This is a genomic window from Gluconobacter roseus (assembly GCF_046058915.1).
In the GTDB taxonomy this organism is placed as follows: domain Bacteria; phylum Pseudomonadota; class Alphaproteobacteria; order Acetobacterales; family Acetobacteraceae; genus Gluconobacter; species Gluconobacter roseus_A.
This window is the reverse complement of record NZ_CP175538.1, coordinates 1,360,232-1,375,098: the sequence shown is the minus strand read 5'-3', so window position 1 is coordinate 1,375,098 and position 14,867 is coordinate 1,360,232. Positions and strand designations below refer to the sequence as shown.

Here is a 14,867-nt window from a genome sequence, read left to right as displayed (position 1 = left end):
GATCAGATAGTGTCGACCGTACCGCCATCGACGCGCAGGGCCGCGCCGGTTGTGGCGGAAGACAGGGGCGAGGCGGCATAGGCGACAAGGTTGGCCACTTCATCAACCGTGGCCATACGGCGCAGGATATTGCTCGGGCGGTGCTTCTGCACGAACTCCGCCGCCAGTTCCGCGACCGGACGGGTGCTGCCGGGGTTCTGGGCCTTCAGCATATCCTCGACACCTTCGGACAGGGTGGGGCCGGGCAGGACCGAATTCACCGTCACGTTCGTTCCCGCCATCAGCTTCGCCAGACCGCGGGCCAAACCCAGCATGGCGGTCTTGCTGACGCCGTAATCGACCATTTCGACCGGAATGTTCAGCGCGGATTCCGATGCAATGAACAGCACGCGTCCCCAGTTGCGCTCCTTCATGCCCGGCATATAGGCGCGGGACAGGCGCACGCCGGAGAACAGGTTGACCTCGAACAGGTGCTGCCAGCTGTCATCCGTCGTCTCAAAGAAATCGTTCGGCCCGAAGATGCCGGCATTGTTGATCAGGATATCGATGCTGCTTTCGGCTTCGAACAGCGTCTTGCAGCCTTCTGGCGTTCCGACATCGGCGACCACACTGCGGAAGGTGCCGCCCGGCACGGCCTTGCCCAGCTTTTCGAGCGCGCCATCGATGCTGTCCTGCTTGCGGCCATTGATGATGACGGTTGCCCCGGCCTCACCCAGCTTGCGGGCGATGGCAAGGCCGATCCCGCCGGTTGAGCCGGTGACGAGGGCGGTGCGACCGCTCAGATCGAGGTTCAGCATGGCAAACTCCTGAAAATGTGATCACGTTCCGACAGAAACGTAAGAAAGGCGAAAAAGTGGCCATCCCATTGTAGAGGTTTCGTGACAGGATGCGAGGGACGCCAGATCTGCTATGACTGACACGGTCCCGGGGTGGGAAACGTTCGGATGGGCAGGGCTTGAGGAGAGGCAATGGATCGCGGGGAGGACGCAGCAGGAGGAACCGAAGCGCTGATGCTCCGTCCGGCTCCGGCCGGTGGCCGTGCCTCTGTTCTGTGCGTTCATCTTCTGGCCCTTGCCGCCGCCGAGGGGGGCGGTGAGGCCGCTCTGCTGGTGCGCGATACCGAAGGGGTGCGCATCCTGGGCGGTGAGGCAAGCACGATCGCCTATGAAGGCGCGGCGTGCCTCATGGATGGACAATCCGTCGATTCCTGTACCGTACGCCTGCTGCCGGTGCGCTCCGGCGTGGTCGAGGTCTGGCTGTGCGTGCGGCAGAATGCGCCGGCCCTTGAGCACGTCTTGGCCCTGTGCGCCCTTCAGGTGGATGAACTGCTGCGCGAGCATGCAGCGTCCACGTCGCCGGAAGAAGAAGAGCACGCGCTCATGGAGCGTATGCAGCTCCGGATGCAGCGCATGGCGGATACGGCGGAAGTTGCCTTCTACCGCTGTGATTTCGCAGCGCGGATGGTGACGGGAGATGCGCGGTTCGCCCGTATCTGGGGCCTGCCGCCGGAACGGCTGGCCGTGGGTGTCCCCATCGATGAACTGATGCTGTCCCTCCATCCCGAAGACCGGCGCGTCTATGACGGAAATGTCGAGGAGGATCTGCGGGAAGACGGATGCTACGAGTTGCGGTTCCGGATTTTTGTTCCGGTCCCCTCCGCACTTTCGCGGGCGGAGTCTTCCCGCCGTCGGCCGATGCTCCGGCATGTTCTGCTGCGGGGATGGCGGGAAGATGAAAGCCGCCCCGACGGACGCCGCAGTGTCGGGCTGGCGATGGATGTGTCCTCCGCATCCATGACGGCGGAAGCCCTGCGTTCAAGTGAGGCGTTCACGCGGCTGCTGCTATCCAGCCTGCCCGACTGCATCCATATCCTCGACTGTGACGGCTGCATCCGTTTCGTCAATGAGGGCGGCATAAAATCCATGGAAATGGATAGCCCGATCATCATGCACGGGCTGCCCTGGGTCGATCTGTGGCGCGGGCAGCCGCGGCGCCGTGCGGCCCTGGCTGTGCAGACCGCACTGGAAGGCGAGACGGCACGCTTTCAGGGGTATGCCATGACCATGCGCGGGCAGCGCCGGTTCTGGGACGTGGCCGTTACTCCGGTATTTGGCGAGGACGGGGACGTCCAGCGCCTGCTGGCAATCGGGCGTGATCTGACGGAAGCCAACCAGTCGGCCGAGAGACTTCAGCTCGCACTGGATGCCGGAGCAATCGCCGGGACCTGGATGTGGGATGACAGCGCATCCCGCATGACAGGCGATGCCCGGCTGGCCCTGACGCTTGGGCTTGATCCGGTCCGACTGCGTGAAGGCGTCATGCCGAACGTCATCTATGACGCCGTGGACCCGCGGGACCGCTTTGCCGTGGTGCAGGCCGTAACGGCGGCAACGCGGCGGGGCGGAAAATGCCGTTTCGAGTTCCGGGTGGACACGCCGGAAGGCCAGCGCTGGTTCGAAGGCAATGGCCGCTGCGATCTGGGAGAAGAAGGGCGGGTGGCCCGTTTTCCGGGCATCGTCTTCGACATTGACCGCAGCAAGCGGCAGGCCCTGCGCCAGGCCGCCCTCGTCGAACTGGGAGACCAGCTCCGGGCGCTCGATGACACGGGCATGATGGAGGAGGTCGCCGCCCATATCATCTGCCGGGAACTGGATGCCAGCGGCGCGGGGTATGGCCTCATCAATGATGACGGCACAGGTATGACTGTCAGCGGCGTAGCCGAAGCGCGGCGGCCCCTGCTGGGCGTGCGGATGTTCGCGGATTACGGAGAGTTCAGGCCGCTGCTGATCCGGGGTGAAGCCGTGGCCATCTCGGATGTTCGCACCAACGCCCTGACGGCGGGCTATGATGCGCGCTACGAAGTCGAGAATATCGTAGCACTCCTCTGCATCCCGATCTTCAAGTTCGGGCGCTTCGTGGGGCTGATGTTTGTCTGCCATGATGCGCCGCATGTCTGGACGGAAGAGGAAATCGTCTTCACCCGCGCCGTTGCGGACCGTACCCATGCCTCTATGCGTCAGGCCCGCACGCAGCAGCAGATCCGCGATCTCAACGTCATGCTTGAAGAGCGTATCCTGCAACGGACCCGCGAACGCGACCGGCTGTGGAATATCGCACGCGACCTGTTCATCATTATCGACCGCCGCGGCTATTACGTCGCGGTCAGTCCGAGCTGGGAGGAGATGCAGGGTTACAGGGCCGAGGAACTCGCCGGCCTGCGGCTGGATGCGCTGTGCCATCCCGATGACAGACAGACGGTCTGGGACACGTTCGACCGGCTGATTACCGGCACGCCCTGGCCGACGGCGGGGCTGGATGTGCGGATGCGGCGCTCGGATGGAACCTGGCGGACCTATAACTGGAGCTGCAACGACGAGGGCGATGCGATCTATGCGGTCGGGCGTGACCTGACCGAGCGCAACGAGCTGGAAGAACAGCTCCGCCAGGCGCAGAAAATGGAGGCTGTCGGGCAACTCACCGGCGGGCTGGCGCATGACTTCAACAATCTGCTCGCCGGGATCGGGGGCGGACTTGAACTGCTGGGTATGCGGATCGCACAGGGCCGGATGGACGGGCTGGAGCGTTATATCACGGCCTCGCAAGAAGCGGTTCATCGGGCGGCGTCTCTGACCCATCGCCTTCTGGCCTTCTCCCGCCGCCAGACCCTCGATCCCACACCCACGGATATGAACGCGCTTGTCCGCGGACTGGAGAGCCTGCTCCGGGGAACGGTCGGACCAGGGATAGAGCTTGTTTTTGACCTCCAGCCGGATCTCTGGCTGACGCGCGTGGACTCCAACCAGCTTGAGAACGCGGTCCTGAATTTGTGCATCAATGCCCGGGACGCCATGCACAACCATGGGACGACGCTGCGGCAGAAGAGCGAAAACCGCCTCCTGACGGCGGATGTGGCAGCCGATATGTCTATCCGGGCGGGCGATTATGTCGTCCTGACGGTGGAAGATGAAGGCTGTGGCATGCCGCCTGAAATCGTCCAGCGCGCCTTTGACCCGTTCTTCACGACCAAGCCGCTGGGGGAGGGGACGGGACTTGGTCTGAGCATGATCTACGGCTTTACCCAGCAGTCAGGCGGACAGGTGGAAATCCGCTCCATCCCCGGACAGGGAACAAGCGTGTCTCTCTGGCTGCCGCGTTATCACGGGCAGGATGTAATGCGCGCCGATGCTCCGTCTCTGCCGCGCACGCCCCAGCCGCGTCTTCTGGAAGGGCGCAGGGTCCTGGTCGTGGACGACGAGGACGCCGTGCGCATGATCGTGGCGGACATGGTTACGGATCTGGGCGGGGTCGTGCTGACGGCATCTGATGGTCCGTCCGCACTGGCTCTGGCCATGCAGGACGAGCCACCAGCGGTCCTTATCAGCAATATCGGCATGCCGGGCGGGATGAACGGCCGCGAACTGGGAGAGCAGCTGATGAAACGCTGGCCCGCGCTGAAAGTCCTGTTCATCACGGGCTATGCCGAGCAGAGCATTCTGGGCGATCAGCCTCTGGCGCCGGGATGTGCGCTGCTGGTCAAGCCGTTCACGGTTGCGACATTCACCCGCAAACTGGGCGTTCTGCTCAGCGGGGACTGAACCCGTCGTTCAGGCCGGACGTTGGACAGACAGCACATCACGCGCGTGTAATTCATTCTTCAACCCAGCAGGGAGACAGACATGTCCTCACAGGTTCCGTCCGCCGACGCCCAGACGGTGATTTCCTTTCATGACGGTCACACCATGCCCCAGATCGGGCTGGGAGTCTGGGAAACGCCGCCGGATGAGACCGCCAGGGTCGTGAAGGAAGCCGTGAAGCTCGGTTATCGTTCCGTCGATACGGCGCGGCTTTACAAGAATGAGGCAGGCGTCGGTGAGGGGCTGAAAGACCATCCGGACGTCTTTCTCACAACCAAGCTGTGGAATGACGAGCAGGGCTATGACAGGACCATGCGTGCCTATGAGGAAAGCGCCCGCCTGCTGCGTCGTCCGGTGCTGGACCTGTATCTGATCCACTGGCCGATGCCGGCTCAGGGGCAGTATGTCGAGACATGGAAGGCACTGGTCGAGCTGAAAAAGTCGGGCCGGGTGAAGTCCATTGGCGTCTCCAACTTTGAGCCGGAACATCTGGAGCGGATCATGGACGCGACGGGGGTTGTGCCGGTCGTCAACCAGATCGAACTGCATCCCGATTTCCAGCAGCGCGCCCTGCGCGAATTTCATGAGCAGCACAATATCCGCACCGAGTCCTGGCGTCCGCTGGGGAAGGGGCGTGTCCTCACTGACGAACGGATCGGGAAGATCGCTGAAAAGCACAGCCGGACTCCGGCACAGGTCGTGATCCGCTGGCATCTGCAGAACGGGCTGATCGTCATTCCCAAATCGGTCAATCCGAAGCGTCTGGCGGAAAATCTGGACGTGTTCGGCTTTGTGCTGGACAGGGACGACATGCAGGGGATCGGGGAAATGGACCGCAAGGATGGCCGGATGGGCGCTGACCCGAATACGGCCAAATTCTGAGAAATATTCCCGGTTAGCAACATTAAGTAAAAAACCGGGCCTGTGCTATGGGCTGCTTCATGCAACCGGAAGGTGGATGGCATGAGGCAGCGTTTCAGTCTGGGTTTTGGGGCAATACTGGCAGTTCTTGCAGGGCTCGGAGGCTCCGCTGCCAGTGCCCAGACCGTGGGGGAGCAGACGACCTCCGGGCAGGGTAAGGCCTGGACGGATCAGTGGTTTTCCGACGTCTCCTTCGGCGCGCAGATTGAAGGCGGCGTGATGGGCAGTTCCAGCCATCCCGCCAGCAACCTCAATTTCGGCCAGCTCCTTTCGCCTTATGCCGATCAGGCGACGCTGAACCAGCTGACCTTCACGCTCACCAAACCGGTCGATCCGATCGGCGGCGGGTATGGGCTGGGGATGAACCTGCGGATGCTCTATGGCTCCGATGCCCGCAGCTATACGATTGCCGGTGTTTCAGACCGCTGGATCAATGGCCGCTATCAGGCCATGCCGGTCTTCGCCAATGTCGCGATCCACATGCCCTGGTTCACGGCCAAAGGGCTGGACGGGCAGATCGGTATTCTCACCTCCCCCATGGGGGTGGAAACGCTCGATCCCTCGACCCGCGCTTTCTATACGCTGGCCTATACGACCGAATATTCCACGCCATTCGAGCATGTGGGCGGCATGTTCCAGCTTCATCTGGACGATCATTTCGACCTCCAGTTCGGCGCGGATACCGGCAACCAGACGTCTTTTGGGCGCGGCGACAATAATGGCCGTCCCGCCGGCTATATCGGCGTGACGGGTAACAATCTGGCAGACGGGCATCTGTCCTTCACCTATCTGCTACGGGTCGGGCCGGAAAATGCCGTGCGCTCGCTTGGGCCGCGGGCCAATGGTGCCATGCGGTACTGGAATGACCTGAACGGGACTTGGACGTTTTCGAAGAAATGGAGCGTCACGGCGGAGCTGAACCAGCTTCACGACGAAGGACTGCGCGCCGATACGTGGAGCGCGGTCGTCTGGGGCGGGTGGCACATCCATCCCAACCTGACGGTCAATGCACGGGCCGAGCTGTACCGGGACAACACCGGCAGTTTCGTGGCGAGTTTTGCGGAGAATGAAGGCTATGCGCAGGCCATGCTCGGCAATCCGACGCGCTCGGAATCCGCGCCTGCCACGACGTATGGTGCCCTGACGCTCAATACGGTCTGGCGGCCGGATGTGGGGCATCACGTCAAGCTGCTCCAGTTCCGGCCGGAACTGCGCTTTGACCGCTCGCTCAACAGCACGCGTCCGTTCGATGACCAGCATCACATGGGGCGTATCCTGTTTGGCGCGGACATGACGCTGGGGTTCTGAAGGGGAGGTGCGCTGGCCTGCGGATTATGGCAAGGAAGTCTTCATGACGACTCCGAACGAAACCGATTTCCGCAAGGCCATGTCCCACTTCGCCACGGGTGTGGCCGTGGTGACGGCCAAAGGCAGCGAAGGCGAGCAGGGCGCGACCATCAGCGCCCTGACCTCCGTCTCCCTTGATCCGCTTCTGCTGCTGATCTGTCTCAACCGAGCCAGCGCGACCTATCGTGCGATTGCAGAAGCAGGGGTGTTCGGCCTCAGTATTCTGGGCAATGACCACAAGGACGTGGCGATGCTGTTTGCCAGCCGTACGGCTGACAAGTTCGGTTCGGACGTGATCGAACGCGCGGCGGATGGCACGGCCTTTGTGCGGGATTCACTCGTGAAGATGCACTGTGAACTGGTCGAGACATTCCAGGGCGGGACCCATGCCCTTTTCATGGCGCGGCCCGTTGCGCTGGAACTCGACGAAAACCGCGCGCCCCTGCTGTATTTCCAGGGGCAGCTCGGGATCAGCCTTTAAGCCGCTTCGCTTCCCGTCCAGCGCTCCGTGGCCATCCGGATGGCCGGTGCAAGCGGGAAGAGGCGTGAGGGCGCCGAGCCGACATGACCGTGCCGGAGCAGGGCATTGCCATCCAGCGTGGCGCCGAAAGGCTGGAAACGCTCTATGTCCGTCACGGGCAGACACAGCCGGACCCACCGGCGCTCTCCTTCTACGGTGATGCAGGTTCCGTCCTGAAAGGTCGGGCCGTCCGGCTGGGCAAGCCGCTCGGCCAGATGCAGCGCCGTGCAGGTTTCCCATCCCGTTCCGATCATCAGCACCTGCGCATCCCTGTCTGACAGGGCGGCAAGGGGGGACTGTGCACCGAACGGATCTTCCATCGGCTGACGCGCCAGAATATCCGCTGCCTGTGGTCCGAATGCACTGAACGAGACCTGCGGGTGCAGGCTGCGCTGCACACCGGGCCATGTCCTGAAAATTTCGGCGATCTGCCCAACACCGCGCGTCGGTGTCAGGCGTGGATCATAGGGCGGCATGGTGGCACGGATCGTCTCCCACCAGCTTTCCGGGACCGGCGGATCGCACCAGCCTGACGGATCGCTCAGTTCGGAAGACTGCGCGGGCATGACAATCGTGCCTTCCGGTCCGACCGCCTGAAGCAGAGCCGAAATTACTGCTGGCGCCCCGCCGCAGACCCATCCGATCCGGCTCAGCGACGCATGGACCAGCAGCGTCATGCCGGGCGTGATCCCGAGACGCTGGAAGTCCACCACAAGTCGTGCCTGTGTGACGGGACCGCTGGAGCGGGCGATGGCGGCGGCTTCGGTCATGGACTGGTTCAGCCGCGGCCGCGATAGCCGGGGACGTCCTGCGCGGGAATCCACACGCCCTTCGGCGGCTCACCCGTCTGCCAGAACACGTCGATCGGAATACCGCCACGCGGATACCAGTAGGCGCCAATGCGCAGCCATTGAGGGTCAAGCAGGGCGACCAGACGTTCGGCGATGGCGATGGAGCAGTCCTCGTGGAACGCGCCATGATTGCGAAAGCTGGTCAGGAAGAGCTTGAGGGACTTGCTCTCTACGATCCATTCGCCGGGGATATAGTCGATGACGATATGCGCGAAATCCGGCTGTCCCGTGACCGGGCAGAGCGAGGTGAACTCTGGTGCCGTGAAGCGCACGACATACTGCCGGCCCTGATGCGGGGAAGGGACGCGCTCGAGGACGGCTTCCTCGGGACTCTGCGGCGTGGTGGTGGCGCGGCCGAGCTGGCTGAGGGCGTCGGTGCCGGGTGCGGACGGGCCGGTCGGGTGATGGTCGGACATGATCTGAATTCCTCAAAGGGGCCGTGTTTTGTGTGATGTGGCCCAGCTTTCCCGCAGGCTCAAGGCATCCTCAAGACGAAAAGACAGTGACAGAGTTTGCATATTGGCGGGATTCGGTGCAGAAGACGGCGCAAATCCTCTCTTCGATGCCTCCCGTCTGGAAGACCACATGGAACTCCGTAATATCGCCATCATCGCGCACGTCGATCATGGCAAAACCACGCTGGTTGACGCGCTTCTCAAACAGTCCGGTTCTTTCCGCGACAACCAGCACGTTGCCGACCGCGCGATGGACAGCAACGACCTCGAGCGCGAGCGTGGCATCACCATTCTCGCCAAGTGCACGTCCGTTGTCTGGAAAGACACGCGCATCAACATCATCGATACCCCGGGCCACGCCGATTTCGGTGGTGAGGTCGAGCGTATCCTGAGCATGGTGGATGGCGCGATCATCCTCGTCGATGCCGCTGAAGGCGCGCTGCCGCAGACCAAGTTCGTGCTTGGCAAGGCGCTGGCCCGTGGCATCCGTCCGATCGTCGTCGTCAACAAGATCGACCGTTCCGACGCCCGTCCGGACGAAGTGCACGAAGAAATCTTCGATCTGTTCGCCTCCCTCGGCGCCGACGAGTTCCAGCTCGACTTCCCGATGCTCTACGCTTCGGGCCGTCAGGGCTGGGCCGATCTGGAGCTGGACGGACCGAAGAAGGATCTGGCCCCGCTGTTCGACCTGGTGCTGCGCCATGTGCCGACGCCGAACGTGGACAAGGACGCGCCGTTCGGAATGGTCTCCACCATTCTCGAGAGCGACAACTTCCTGGGCCGCATCCTGACGGGTCGTATCGATCAGGGCCGTGCAAAGGTGAACATGCCGGTGCGCGTGCTGCGTCCGGATGGCACGGTTGTCGAGACCGGCCGTCTGACGAAGCTGCTCTCCTTCCGTGGCCTGGACCGCGTGCCCGTGGATGAAGCCGAAGCCGGTGACATCGTGGCCGTGGCCGGTTTGTCCGAAGCCACGATCCCTGACACGATCGCTGATCCGTCCGTCGAGGCACCCCTGCCGTCGCGTCCGGTCGATCCGCCGACCCTGTCCATGACCTTCCGCATCAACGATGGCCCGCTGGGCGGTCGTGAAGGCAAGAAGGTGACGTCGCGCCAGATCCGTGACCGTCTCTTCAAGGAAACCGAAGGCAACGTGGCCATCAAGGTGACGGAAAGCCCGGAAAGCGAAGCGTTCGAAGTTGCCGGCCGTGGCGAACTTCAGCTTGGCGTTCTCATCGAGACGATGCGTCGCGAAGGCTTCGAGCTGACGATCGGCCGTCCGCGCGTTCTGTTCCGTGAAAACGAAGAGACCGGCGAGCGTGAAGAGCCGTTCGAAGAAGTCCTGGTGGACGTGGACGAGCCGTATTCCGGCGTCGTCGTCGAGAAGATGTCCCTGCGTAAGGGCGTCATGCAGGACATGCGTCCTTCCGGTGGCGGGAAGGTCCGTCTGACGTTCCTGATCCCGTCGCGCGGCCTGATCGGCTATCACGGCGAGTTCCTGACCGACACGCGCGGTACGGGCCTCATGAACCGTCTGTTCCACGGCTACCTGCCGTATGTCGGCCCGATCGAAGGCCGTCGCAACGGTTCGCTGATCTCCGCTGAAGACGGCACGACGACGCAGTATGCGCTGTTCTCCCTGCAGGATCGCGGCACGATGTTCGTCGATGCCGGCGAGAAGATCTACACAGGCATGATCCTCGGCGAGCACTCGCGCGAGAATGATCTGGACGTCAACGCGGTCCGCGAAAAGAAGCTGACCAACATGCGCGCTTCCGGCAAGGACGAAGCCCTGCTTCTGACGCCGCCGCGCCGCATGAGCCTCGAGCAGGCCATCGCTTACATCGAGGACGATGAGCTGGTCGAAGTCACGCCGTCTGCCATCCGGATCCGCAAGCGTTACCTGGATCCGCACGAGCGCAAGCGTGCCTCCAAGTCCCGCGAGGCCTGATCCGTCCTCCCGAGGATAGCGGTTAGAAAAAAGGCGTGTCCCGGATCTTCCGGGCACGCCTTTTTTATGGTCGTGCAATAGAGTTTGTCTGAATTGAGGCGCGTTTTCGCAAGACACGGACAAGAGACTGAAATTTCATAAAGTTAATGCGCGACCCGGCAAAGCGGGAATGGTATCTTCAGCCTCAAGGTCACTTCAGGATCACTGAATGCTGGCTCGTCTCTATTCTGTTTTGGAGCTTCGTTTCCAGATGCGTCTTTTCAACCGTTCCCTGATCGCCGCCGTCTCCGCCCTGGCCCTGACGGCTGCTCCGGCATTCGCCGACCCTGCCACGACGGCCGCTGCTGTTCCGCCGGCTGAAGCTCCTGCTGCTACGGCTCCTGCAACGGCAACGCCTTCCGAAGCTGCTCCGGCTGCTCCTTCCGCTGAGTCGGATGCTACGGGCACGAGCACGAAGAAGCATCACGGCAAGAAGCACCACCACAAGCACCACAAGAAGACGTCCGCTCCGACGGATGCCACGACGTCCGACGCCGCTCCTTCCAACTGAGGACCGGCCCGCAGCTCTCTCGCAGAGCTACGGAATACGGAACGGGGTCTGCTCACGCAGGCCCCATTTTTTTTGTGCAGCCGCTGATCTTATGCGCTCTGGCTGGTGGCCCGTGACGTCACGATGCAATTATTTGCGTGCATTGATGGCTCTCACTACGCTGATGGCATGACATCCTGTCTTCTGAGCTGGCACGGCTCCATTATCGCACGGCGCGGACTGGCGCTGTACCTGGCTTCCCTATCCGATGTGATTGCGGGAAGAGCAGATCCCGTTTCACCCGCTGCGGATGATGGGTTGTTCGATATCGTGCCGGTTGAGCCCTCGCTTGCCCGGCCTGTCTATGCTTTGCGTGCTGGGTCTCTCTTCCTGACCGCAGCCCCGGATTACAGATTTGGAACTGCATCGCAGATTCAGGCATGGGAGCAGTTTGTCGCCCTGCCGATGGCGTGTCTTCCTGCACTGCAACGGCTGATCTCACGCCCCTGGCATGTTGCAGGTCCGGACTTTGTGTGCGTGCGACCCGTGATACAGGACCTCGAGTTGCGGGCCGGGGAACTGTCCGTTCCACTGAAACGCCTCGATATCCAGCCACGCGAAGACGGGTCTGGTCTTGTGTCGGACGGGCAGGGGGGTTCTGTAGAACTCGATCCGTGTCCAGTTCCTGCGCTGCAGGCTCTTCTGGAAGAGGTGCAGCGTGTTGTACGGCGCGGAGATCCCGAGCCTGCAATCCGCATCCGGGATTCCTATTCGGGTCTTCAGGCTGAAGCCTTCAAGGTTACCCTCTATCCCGAAGATCTGGCCCGTCTGCGTTATCTGGTGCTGATCTGTGTGGACTGTGGCGAGCTGGCACTGGCGGAGCGTGCGCTGGAGCTGGCGCGTCGGGCCGATGACGGTCCGGACATGCTGTATTTCTCAGCCATTCTCGCAATGCGCTGCGGCCGTCACCAGCAGGCCGCCGACCTGCTGCGCGATGCTTTGCTCAGGCGCTTCCCCAACAGCAATGTCCTGCAGCGGACACAGGATCTCGACGCCCGGCTGAGACATGGTGAAAATACCCTTTTCCTTTTGCCGGACAGACTGCGTCACCTTCATCTCCCGCCTTTTGACGAGCTGTTCGACCGGGTTCTGATGCCCATGCCGCTTTCGGAAAAGGATGGGCAGGACATCCGGCAGGCTTACGGCCACCGCTTTGAGGATACTTCCGTGCATCTGGCGACGGACTCCCGGGAGGCCCTGCTACTGCTGGACCGGCGCTTCAATGGTGACAGTTACTGGAACGCGTTGTGCAAAGGGCATCAGTTCTGGCTCGCAGGGGATACAGATGCCGCGGATCAGCATTATGCGGCGGCAAAAATCCTCGCCATCCGGACTGGACTCATGCCGATCCATTACAATTGCGGCGTGTTTACATGGCTGGGGGGTGCTGCGCGTCATGGAGTACCGGCACCTGTTGCAGACCGTCTGGGAATGGGGGCATGGCATTGGGAATCCAGCACCGCTCCGGATGGCCCGCCCCCCGCGCTGTGTCTCGTTTTCGGATGCGACGCCGGGTATTTCCGTTTCCTGCCCAAGCTGCTGCTGTCACTGCTGAAGCTTTGTGCGACCCGCCCGGATCCGTCCTTCCGGATCCGGCTGTGTCTGGGGATCGACAGCCCTACACCGGAGCAGCTTGCGTTCATGCGTGAGCTGATCGACGCCGTCTCGCAACAGGATTTCGGCCTCGATGTTACCCTGGCTCATGGCCGCCTGACATGGCGCGATGCCGCGACCTATACGGCGATCCGCTATCTGATGCTGCCCGAAGTGGTGCGGCGCTATGCCTGTCCGGTCATCACCGCCGATTGTAACGGCTATTTCCCGGATGATTTCCTGACGCTGTTTGATGATCTCAGGAACACCGCTGATTATGGCTTCCGGCTTTATGCCTACAACCATGAAGGGCGCCAGACTTTTGGCGAGCCCTGGGGTTTTGGTGCAGGGATTTCATGGTTCGGGGAGGCTGACAGGCTGCCGGAGATCGCGGCGTTCCTGCATGATTATCTTCAGGTCGCCTATGACCCGGCCAATCCGACGAACTGGTGCATTGACCAGTGCGCGCTCGCCCAGTCTTTCCGGCGGTTCGTGGCGCCGCGCTGGAGTAATCTGCGGATCGGATTCATGGATGAGGGTACGCCGCTGATGGTCATGCCGCATCATGTGGGCGGCAAGGACGAACTCCTGCGCCGGGACGGAACTGTCTCGATGCAGGATGTCCGGGCGTTTTTCTCCCGTCCGTGAGAGCTGACGGACGGGAGCGTGTCTCAGACGCCGTAGCGGTCCAGCGACAGGTCGAGGGACGGAATGGCCGTCTGGCGGCTGGAGATCTGGTCTGCGACGATCTGGCCGGAGCCTGCCGCCATCGTCCAGCCCAGCGTGCCATGACCGGTGTTGAGCCACAGATTGCCGTAGCGCGGGGAGGGGCCGACGATCGGCGTGCCGTCCGGCGTGCAGGGACGCAGGCCCGTCCAGTATTTCGCAGACGACAGGTCGCCGCCGCCATACATCTCGCTGAAGGACAGCTCCAGGGTTTCGCGACGGTCGGGGCTGAGGCGCAGGTTGAAGCCATTCAGCTCCGCCGTGCCGCCGATGCGGATGCGGTCGCCAAGGCGCGTGATGGCGACCTTGTACGTCTCGTCATTGACCGTCGAGACAGGGGCGCGGCTTTCGTCCGTGATCGGCATGGTCAGGGAGTAACCCTTGACCGGATAGATCGGCAGACGCAGTTCCAGAGGCTTGAGGAAGCGCGGGGAGTAGCTGCCGAGTGCCAGAACATAGCGGTCGGCGGTCATGCGGCCGGCGCTGGTGCGGATACTGACGATGGCATCGCTGGCAGCTTCCAGAGCCTCGATATTGACGCCGAGATGGAACTTCACGCCCTTGTCCTCGGCCATCTTGGCCAGACGGCGCGTGAAGAGATGCGCATCGCCCGTCTGGTCACCCGGCAGCAGCAGGCCGCCCTTGAGCAGATGCCGTGCATGGGCGAGGCCGGGTTCGCGGGCCAGGATCTCGTCCACGGTCAGCAGCTTGTGCTCGACGCCGCTTTCAGCCAGCAGGCGCATGTCTTCGGCCGCGTATTCGATCTGGCTGTCGGTGCGGAACAGCTGGATCAGGCCCTTCTGGGCGCCATCATAGGTGATGCCGGTGTCCGCACGGAGCGTGTCCAGACGGTCGCGGGCATATTCCGCGATCCGCAACATCCGGCCCTTGTTGATGTCATAGGCCTTTTCCGTGCAGTTCATGAGCAGCTCGCCCATGAAGCGGAACATGGCCGTGTCAAAGCGCGGACGGATCACGAGCGGGCTGTGCTTCTCGAACATCCATTTCGCGGCCTTGAACGGCAGTCCCGGCATGGCCCAGGGGGTGGAATAGCCCGGAGAGACCTGACCCGCATTGGCAAAGGATGTTTCCAGACCCACACCCGGCTGGCGGTCGATGACTTCGACTTCGTGGCCTTCCTGAGCGAGATACCAGGCCGTTGTCACGCCAATGACGCCGGCGCCCATAACGATGACTTTCATATCTGTCCTGCTGTGTTGTCGTTCGTGAAACCGCCCTGAAGCCATGAAAGCCAGCTCAGCGCTGCGAAAAAATCTGTC

General features: G+C 62.4%; 11 protein-coding genes. 7 read left to right on the top strand and 4 right to left on the bottom strand.

Annotated features, from left to right (window positions below; all coding sequences use genetic code 11):
- Positions 1-2 precede the first annotated feature (2 nt).
- Complete coding sequence (locus tag ACJ2A4_RS06340) at positions 3-797, bottom strand: SDR family NAD(P)-dependent oxidoreductase (RefSeq protein ID WP_408872176.1); 795 nt, start codon at positions 795-797, stop codon at positions 3-5.
- 171 nt (positions 798-968) lie between these two features.
- Between ACJ2A4_RS06340 and ACJ2A4_RS06335 the strand changes: the two genes are divergently transcribed.
- The 4 genes from ACJ2A4_RS06335 (at position 969) to ACJ2A4_RS06320 (ending at position 7,383) form a co-directional block, all read left to right on the top strand.
- Positions 969-4,595 carry a PAS domain-containing protein gene (locus ACJ2A4_RS06335; RefSeq protein ID WP_408872175.1) on the top strand — a complete coding sequence of 1,209 codons (3,627 nt, stop codon included), beginning with the start codon at positions 969-971 and terminating at the stop codon, positions 4,593-4,595.
- Positions 4,596-4,676: 81 nt separating this feature from the next.
- Entirely contained in the window at positions 4,677-5,516 is an 840-nt protein-coding gene (locus ACJ2A4_RS06330; protein ID WP_408872174.1) for an aldo/keto reductase, read from the top strand.
- 81 nt (positions 5,517-5,597) lie between these two features.
- Positions 5,598-6,863 (top strand): outer membrane beta-barrel protein, encoded by a 1,266-nt coding sequence (locus tag ACJ2A4_RS06325; RefSeq protein WP_408872173.1) that lies wholly within the window; start codon positions 5,598-5,600, stop codon positions 6,861-6,863.
- A gap of 43 nt (positions 6,864-6,906) precedes the next feature.
- Positions 6,907-7,383, top strand: coding sequence for a flavin reductase family protein (locus ACJ2A4_RS06320; protein ID WP_408872172.1), 477 nt, complete (start codon positions 6,907-6,909; stop codon positions 7,381-7,383).
- Here ACJ2A4_RS06320 and ACJ2A4_RS06315 read toward each other — a convergent pair.
- Both ACJ2A4_RS06315 and queF read right to left on the bottom strand, forming a co-directional pair.
- Complete coding sequence (locus ACJ2A4_RS06315) at positions 7,380-8,192, bottom strand: aminoglycoside N(3)-acetyltransferase (protein WP_408872171.1); 813 nt, start codon at positions 8,190-8,192, stop codon at positions 7,380-7,382. The two genes, ACJ2A4_RS06320 and ACJ2A4_RS06315, sit on opposite strands and share 4 nt — an antisense overlap.
- An 8-nt stretch (positions 8,193-8,200) precedes the next feature.
- On the bottom strand, positions 8,201-8,689 hold the full coding sequence (gene queF, locus ACJ2A4_RS06310) for a preQ(1) synthase (protein WP_011252213.1): 489 nt from the start codon (positions 8,687-8,689) through the stop codon (positions 8,201-8,203).
- Between the two features lie 169 nt (positions 8,690-8,858).
- Between queF and typA the strand changes: the two genes are divergently transcribed.
- From typA to ACJ2A4_RS06295, 3 genes are all read left to right on the top strand, one after another.
- Positions 8,859-10,679: a translational GTPase TypA gene (gene typA, locus ACJ2A4_RS06305; protein WP_194259669.1), complete on the top strand. Its 1,821-nt coding sequence runs from the start codon at positions 8,859-8,861 to the stop codon at positions 10,677-10,679.
- Between the two features lie 208 nt (positions 10,680-10,887).
- Positions 10,888-11,229 carry a hypothetical protein gene (locus tag ACJ2A4_RS06300; protein ID WP_408872170.1) on the top strand — a complete coding sequence of 114 codons (342 nt, stop codon included), beginning with the start codon at positions 10,888-10,890 and terminating at the stop codon, positions 11,227-11,229.
- A 168-nt stretch (positions 11,230-11,397) separates the two neighbouring features.
- On the top strand, positions 11,398-13,509 hold the full coding sequence (locus ACJ2A4_RS06295; RefSeq protein WP_408872169.1) for a hypothetical protein: 2,112 nt from the start codon (positions 11,398-11,400) through the stop codon (positions 13,507-13,509).
- Positions 13,510-13,532: 23 nt separating this feature from the next.
- On the opposite strand, the gene ACJ2A4_RS06290 is transcribed toward ACJ2A4_RS06295, so the two are convergent.
- Positions 13,533-14,789, bottom strand: coding sequence for a D-amino acid dehydrogenase (locus ACJ2A4_RS06290; RefSeq protein WP_408872168.1), 1,257 nt, complete (start codon positions 14,787-14,789; stop codon positions 13,533-13,535).
- Positions 14,790-14,867: the final 78 nt, after the last annotated feature.

What these genes read in the sequence shown, in the direction of transcription:
- queF (WP_011252213.1), bottom strand. Translation starts at nt 8,689, where the DNA reads ATGTCCGACCATCACCCGACCGGCCCGTCCGCACCCGGCACCGACGCC.
- ACJ2A4_RS06320 (WP_408872172.1), top strand. Translation starts at nt 6,907, where the DNA reads ATGACGACTCCGAACGAAACCGATTTCCGCAAGGCCATGTCCCACTTC.
- ACJ2A4_RS06340 (WP_408872176.1), bottom strand. Translation starts at nt 797, where the DNA reads ATGCTGAACCTCGATCTGAGCGGTCGCACCGCCCTCGTCACCGGCTCA.
- ACJ2A4_RS06290 (WP_408872168.1), bottom strand. Translation starts at nt 14,789, where the DNA reads ATGAAAGTCATCGTTATGGGCGCCGGCGTCATTGGCGTGACAACGGCC.
- ACJ2A4_RS06300 (WP_408872170.1), top strand. Translation starts at nt 10,888, where the DNA reads ATGCTGGCTCGTCTCTATTCTGTTTTGGAGCTTCGTTTCCAGATGCGT.
- typA (WP_194259669.1), top strand. Translation starts at nt 8,859, where the DNA reads ATGGAACTCCGTAATATCGCCATCATCGCGCACGTCGATCATGGCAAA.
- ACJ2A4_RS06325 (WP_408872173.1), top strand. Translation starts at nt 5,598, where the DNA reads ATGAGGCAGCGTTTCAGTCTGGGTTTTGGGGCAATACTGGCAGTTCTT.
- ACJ2A4_RS06330 (WP_408872174.1), top strand. Translation starts at nt 4,677, where the DNA reads ATGTCCTCACAGGTTCCGTCCGCCGACGCCCAGACGGTGATTTCCTTT.
- ACJ2A4_RS06335 (WP_408872175.1), top strand. Translation starts at nt 969, where the DNA reads ATGGATCGCGGGGAGGACGCAGCAGGAGGAACCGAAGCGCTGATGCTC.
- ACJ2A4_RS06295 (WP_408872169.1), top strand. Translation starts at nt 11,398, where the DNA reads ATGACATCCTGTCTTCTGAGCTGGCACGGCTCCATTATCGCACGGCGC.
- ACJ2A4_RS06315 (WP_408872171.1), bottom strand. Translation starts at nt 8,192, where the DNA reads ATGACCGAAGCCGCCGCCATCGCCCGCTCCAGCGGTCCCGTCACACAG.